Source organism: Methylobacterium sp. WL103, from assembly GCF_008039885.1.
Taxonomy (GTDB): Bacteria; Pseudomonadota; Alphaproteobacteria; order Rhizobiales; family Beijerinckiaceae; genus Methylobacterium; species Methylobacterium cerastii.
This window is the reverse complement of sequence record NZ_VRUX01001051.1, coordinates 1-869: the sequence shown is the minus strand read 5'-3', so window position 1 is coordinate 869 and position 869 is coordinate 1. Positions and strand designations below refer to the sequence as shown.

Sequence of the window (869 nt, the reverse complement as noted above, 5' to 3'; positions counted from 1 at the left end):
GGCCGGGCCGGCGAGCGCCAGCCCCGCCAGGGCGGCGAGCGCGAGACGCCTCATTGCTTGGTGCGGTTGATCACCGCCAGCAACGCCCGGGCGACCGGCTCGGTGACGTTGCGGCGATACTTGCGGTGGACCAGCTGACCGTTGTGGTAGACGTCGTGCTCGACGTAGAGCCGCTCGCCGTCCCAGCGGACGATGTTGTCGGTCTCGGTGGTTTCCTCGACGCCGAGGTCGTCCCGAAGGATCGCGCTGCCGGTCTGGGTGAACATGCGCAACTCCTCGCACTCCGATCGGGGATCGCCAGCGCGGACGATCCCTCCGTCGAGGGCCACAATAGGCAACCGGCGCGGACTGCGCCAGTTCTCGCGACGGCTCCCGAGGCTGCGACGCCTGACAGGCGACCGCCGGTCTCGCTCCCGATCAGATCAACGAACCGTGACCTGATCCTTGATCTTGTCGTAGGTGGCGCGGCTGAGCACGCGCTTCGACAGCAGCTGGTCGATCGAAGCGTAGGGCCGCCGCTGGATGATCGCCCGCCCGATGCTGCCGCCGCCGCGCAGACCGTTCAGATCCGCGACCGACGCGGTGTTGAGGTCGACGAGTGCCAACGCCCTCGGGCCGCCGGTTTCGGCGGCCGCCTCCACCTCCGCCCGCCCGGCAGGCTGGGAGGCGTCCAACTCGGGGGCGACGGTTCGTGGCTCAGGGGACGTTTGCGGGACGGCGGGTGCCTCGGCCGTCGGCTGAGGCGCGGGCGTCGGCATGGTTGCCGGCGCAGGCATGGGAGCGGGTGCAGGCGGACGTGTCAGGGCCGTGTCGCGCCGCGGCGCCGTCGAGGGCACCGGCACCGACGGCCCGACCTGTCGCGGCGGCGG

General features: G+C 71.7%; 2 protein-coding genes. Both read right to left on the bottom strand.

Features of this window, described 5'->3' with window-relative positions:
• Positions 1–50: 50 nt before the first annotated feature.
• Positions 51–266: a hypothetical protein gene (locus FV222_RS27700; protein ID WP_147754119.1), complete on the bottom strand. Its 216-nt coding sequence runs from the start codon at positions 264–266 to the stop codon at positions 51–53.
• Positions 267–422: 156 nt separating this feature from the next.
• Positions 423–869, bottom strand: a 447-nt coding sequence (locus FV222_RS27695) for a helix-hairpin-helix domain-containing protein (RefSeq protein WP_246685715.1), incomplete at its 5' end; no start/stop codon positions are given.

Bases quoted from the DNA above. Each gene is read 5' to 3' on its own strand.
- FV222_RS27700 (WP_147754119.1), bottom strand. From the start codon at position 266: ATGTTCACCCAGACCGGCAGCGCGATCCTTCGGGACGACCTCGGCGTC.